Source organism: Lonsdalea iberica, from assembly GCF_002111585.1.
GTDB lineage: Bacteria > Pseudomonadota > Gammaproteobacteria > Enterobacterales > Enterobacteriaceae > Lonsdalea > Lonsdalea iberica.
Genome location: NZ_LUTP01000084.1, coordinates 1 through 3,603, shown reverse-complemented (window position 1 = coordinate 3,603; position 3,603 = coordinate 1). Strand labels below are relative to the sequence as shown.

At 47.0% G+C, this 3,603-nt stretch carries 4 protein-coding genes and 2 pseudogenes; all 6 read right to left on the bottom strand.

The window, feature by feature from the left end:
- Nucleotides 1-391: pseudogene (locus AU511_RS16545) on the bottom strand (type IV secretion protein Rhs); the annotation flags it as partial.
- Between the two features lie 348 nt (nt 392-739).
- Complete coding sequence (locus tag AU511_RS16540) at nt 740-1,225, bottom strand: Imm26 family immunity protein (RefSeq protein WP_094110337.1); 486 nt, start codon at nt 1,223-1,225, stop codon at nt 740-742.
- 30 nt (nt 1,226-1,255) lie between these two features.
- A complete protein-coding gene (locus AU511_RS17350; protein WP_139829414.1) occupies nt 1,256-1,666 on the bottom strand; it encodes a GIY-YIG nuclease family protein in 411 nt (136 codons plus the stop codon).
- Nucleotides 1,667-1,673: 7 nt separating this feature from the next.
- A pseudogene (locus tag AU511_RS16535) lies at nt 1,674-2,255 on the bottom strand (IS256 family transposase); the annotation flags it as partial.
- 116 nt (nt 2,256-2,371) lie between these two features.
- Entirely contained in the window at nt 2,372-2,728 is a 357-nt protein-coding gene (locus AU511_RS16530) for a hypothetical protein (RefSeq protein ID WP_094110336.1), read from the bottom strand.
- 1 nt (nt 2,729) lies between these two features.
- Nucleotides 2,730-3,603, bottom strand: an 874-nt coding sequence (locus tag AU511_RS17910; protein ID WP_276207170.1) for an RHS repeat-associated core domain-containing protein, incomplete at its 5' end; no start/stop codon positions are given.

Below are 3,603 nucleotides of genomic sequence, written 5' to 3'. Positions count from 1 at the left end.
TACCGACAGCGGCACGCCCGAGGCGGCGATAATCTCCGACACTTCACACAGGTTCTGTTCGCTGTCGTAACCGAACAGTTTCGCCTGACGCCAGCGCCCATTGCGACGCTCCGCCGTCACCTGCCCGTTGCCGTTCAGACGGAAATCCTGCTCGCCCCAGTGAGCGTCTTTTATTCCCACCAGACGGTCCAGCACGTCGTAGCGACAGCGCGAAGCCCGCGCCGTTGCTGCGCAGGCTTTCCTGACCCGCGTCCGTATGGCTGAACGACAACGCCTGATGCGAACCGACCCCCAGCGCCGATAACCGCCCTGATTGCCACTGCTGTTGCAGCGGCGCCAACAACCCGTCGACCTGCGCGCGGTAACCGCTCGCATCATAATCGCAGAGTATTTCCTGCCCGTTGACCCGCTCGGAGATGACCTGACCGGAGCGGTTATAAGCGTACTCCACGCAGGCATCGGCGTTGCCAGACAGTTACAACCAAAAGGGAACACATGAAATACACAAAGTAACTACGGGGTATGGACTGTAACTTGAACTTGCATAACGTCAGGTCCAATCCAAACTTTATAAACGGGATGCCAGTGACCGTCACAGTGGAGAGGGAAAGGATTATTGTTAAGGCTTATATCAACTTCAAAAAAAGACCATGAAACAATAACTACTTACCGGGGAGGGAATTTAAAGCTAACAATATAAAGGCCGGAAGGATCGTTGGATCGCTTCCGGATTTTTACTTTATAAGTGAGAAATAATAAGTTTTTTTATATCATAATTGCTATGAGGGATTTGCCGTGGGTACTTTTTCGCTTCTTCTTGCGTTATACTAATTTCGTTACCGAAAACGTCCACTTTTTTACACCAGCAATCTACCCCATAAACGAAATACACACCCTCTATATTCTCAGGGATATAATCATCTTGATGACCTATAAAACGCCAATCTGTATCCTGCTCTATTTTTCTGTCAAACAAAGAGTATGAATCAATAACAATAGGGCCTACAAGGCGCTTTGATTGCAATATTTTATCACTTGTTATATCAGGACTGGATGATGAAAAATTGAATATTTCGGCAACATCCCCGATATCCAGCCTAGAAATAATTCGACCAAAGTAATATTTACCCTCACCCAGCTTAAAACAAAATATATCACCAGGCTTGATAAAACGTAGCATCGTTCGTTTCTTTTTATCCCACCCCCACAAATTTAACTGATTCATATATCACCTTCTTTTAATAAATAGAGACTGTTACTTTTTCGCACATTTTTTCTTGCTATTATAGGCATCTTCAAAATATTTTTGTCTATCAGCATCACGTGTCTCGCTATCATGGTTATAAGAGTTTATTTTATTACCACGATTCGTTGGCGAAATGTCTTGCCCTATTATTCCTGTTTTCGTTTCGTACTTCTCAATATAATATTGCTCATAACCTCTAGCTTCACCATAGGTTACATTCCGGTCAAGGGCTTGCATATTGGCACCCGGCGTCAATCGCCCAGATGCACGGTGTTGGGCAGCCCTTGTACCGAGATTATTAGTAATACCGACGTAATAAGGTTTGGTCGCGTCATTATCAAACAAGCCATAAACGTTATAGCCAGGTGTATTCGCAGGAGTCAGGCCCAACGGATCAACCCAAGTTAATGGGTTATGCACATACCCCTGCGGCCTCAATTTCAGAAAGATACAGGCCCAGGATCTCTTTCTTGCCTTCCAGATTCAGTGCAAGAACGGTGTACACGGCTTTGCTCTGATAGCGCCCGTCTTCGCGGATTTTATAGTGAATGGCATCCAGCCAGACGAAGGGGTAAACCGCCTCCAGCGGGCGTTGTTGCCATTGTTTCAGCTCAGGAATAACTTTATCGGTGACAGCGCTGATCGTGGCGCTGGAGACGCTGAAAGCATACAGGTCTTCAATTTCCTGGCTGATATCTTTGTAACTCATGCCCAGTGCGAACATACGGATGATCTTACGCTCGATCTCATCGGAAAGCGTGGTCTGATGCTTCTTCACGAGTTGAGGCTCAAAAGTGCCGTAACGATCGCGGGGCGTGGTGAGTTCAAAGGCACCGGTTGGTGTTTTGAGCGTTTTTCTGGACGAACCATTTTTACGGTTAGCGGCAATATCCTGAGCGAGATGAGAGTCGAGTTCAGCAGCCAGAGCGGCCTCAGTTAACTGTTTGATTAACAGCGTTAAGATGCCATCTTTGCCGGTTAGTGCCTGACCATCCTGAAGTGCTTTCAGGGCTTAATCGAAATCGAAGGGCTGGGACATGTGTCATTCCTTTTTGATCGTATATTACTGGAATGACACAGAATTTCTAACACTCCCTCGTCAGATCGCTCCCGGCTTTTATTTAATTACTCACCATCATAAGAGATCGTTGCTTCAACCGCATCTCTAAACCAGTCCCAAAAATGATCAAATTCACGAACATTTTCATATCCATCGCTAGAGAAGTCGTGAATAATAATAACTTTACCGTCCTTTCCTTTTTCCCAACACGCAATGTCATCATTATCCTCCCGACGAGCGAAAGGAATTAAATCTCTTGATGGATATCTATTTTTAATACCATTAAATCTGGTTCTCAAACGCTCTTCTGTAAGAATGATCCAAGGATCAAAATCGAGCAATCCCTGTTCAACTACTCTTGTAAATTCAGAAGGGTATGAAAACCACTCAGGCAATTCATTTTGTATAAACAACTTTTCCATATTAATCCATAGATCCTATTACAGGTGAACCACTAGGATATTGATTTCTATATCCTGCACTTTGCTTCCCAATTCTGAGATTTATTGCCTCTTCCCAACTTGACGGTGTTCCTTTCTTCGTTGTGAAACGCTCAACAAAATCACTTGGCAAAGCATCTGATGCTTCGTGAATTTTAGCCTTAACATTAACCCCAGCTCTAGAGGCAGCTAAAACCCTAGTATTGTCGATAGTTGTCAATTTTCCATCACTCATTCTGACAACATCAATCGGGTCACCCGCCCATCCATTATTTTTCATACTTTCAGTTAAATCAGCAGCGCCATTTACAGAGCTCTGGCTAAACCGAATATCTTTAGGATCTAATTCATGTATCGTTCCAGATCCTTTAGTTTTCCCTTCCTTCGGCGTCAACCCAAACGGATCAACCCACTCCAACGGGTTATGCACATACCCCTGCGGCCTCAATCCACCCGCCAATCCTATCGGGTCCGGCGAGATATACTGCCCGCTGTCCGCATCATAGTAACGATGTCGGTTGTAGTAAAGTCCCGTTTCCGCGTCGTAGATTTGCCCCTGATAACGCAGCTCGCAGTACACTTCTTCGTTTGCCGCGTCGCCCAGATAGCGCTTCAGCCCCACCGGCAGCCGGTCTTCGCGGTGTCCGTTCCACAGCCCCTGCTCACCGCGCCAGTGGACTTCCCCGCTTTCGCTGCACAGCTCCCGCGCCGTGCCCGCCACGTCCGTTACCACATAGTGCAACCGGGTGTCGTCTCCCTTGCGCTCGACCTGCGCCAGCGGGCGGAAGCTGCCGGGCTCATATACCCACTGCACTTCCCGCGCCGGGGTGCCATCGGCGTAGTATTGCACCTGTCCC

Excerpts from the sequence above, each read along its gene's own strand:
- AU511_RS16530 (WP_094110336.1), bottom strand. The coding sequence starts at position 2,728 with ATGGAAAAGTTGTTTATACAAAATGAATTGCCTGAGTGGTTTTCATAC.
- AU511_RS16540 (WP_094110337.1), bottom strand. The coding sequence starts at position 1,225 with ATGAATCAGTTAAATTTGTGGGGGTGGGATAAAAAGAAACGAACGATG.